The organism is Pseudoalteromonas sp. S1650 (assembly GCF_005887195.1).
In the GTDB taxonomy this organism is placed as follows: Bacteria; Pseudomonadota; Gammaproteobacteria; order Enterobacterales; family Alteromonadaceae; genus Pseudoalteromonas; species Pseudoalteromonas simplex.
The window spans coordinates 1-703 of the sequence record NZ_PNDF01000167.1 but is presented as its reverse complement, the minus strand read 5'-3'; the positions used below and the strand labels follow the sequence as shown (position 1 = coordinate 703).

The 703-nt window shown below is 42.4% G+C and carries 1 protein-coding gene; it reads right to left on the bottom strand.

Translation table 11 applies throughout. The features are described from left to right. Positions 1 to 377: 377 nt before the first annotated feature. Positions 378 to 703 (bottom strand): transposase (locus tag CWB80_RS22035; RefSeq protein WP_212751498.1); only part of this gene is annotated, 326 nt, incomplete at its 5' end.

The window sequence follows — 703 nt, the reverse complement described above, 5'->3', positions numbered from 1 at the left end:
TGGTGTATGAACCTTTCACGGGGGTCGTAATAAATTACTCGCTTTGATTGTACCTTCTTTCTTCGCGCGACTTGTATAGCGTCTCTTACCTGATTTTGAACGATAGCCAACGCTTTGTAATAGTCTCTGCACACGCCCTTTACTACAATCAAAGCCATGCGCTACCGCAGCCTCCCAAAGCTTTCTATAACCAGGAATGCAGTGCTCTTGGTCGCTGACATGCTTTAGAAATTTCAGTAACGAACTGTTCTCTTTATGGCGTGTGCTTGGTAATTGCTTTAACCATTTATAATACCCAGCCGGCGACACAGATAACCAACTGCACAACTTCTTCACTGTGCGTTTAGCGTCTGTGACCTTGTGGATATATTCGAACCTTATTCTTTTAGGCTGTCGAAGTAGACCTTCGCCTTTTTTAAAACGTCATTCTCCAACTGAGCATCTTCGAGTTGCTTCTCAAGCTTGCGAATTTGGCGTTCTAAATCTGCGTATGATTTGTCAGGGCCTTGGTTCTTTAGTGGCTTTGCCGTTTTCTTTTTCGAGGTCATGTGACTTCTCCAACTTGATAGCATGTCAGGATGAATACCGTACTTATTAGCGATCATCTTAACTGTATCTGTGGTGTCTAACGACTCTTGAACGACTTTTATTTTAAATTCGAGGGAATATCTACGCTGTGACTTTACTTTCATGATTACTGAGT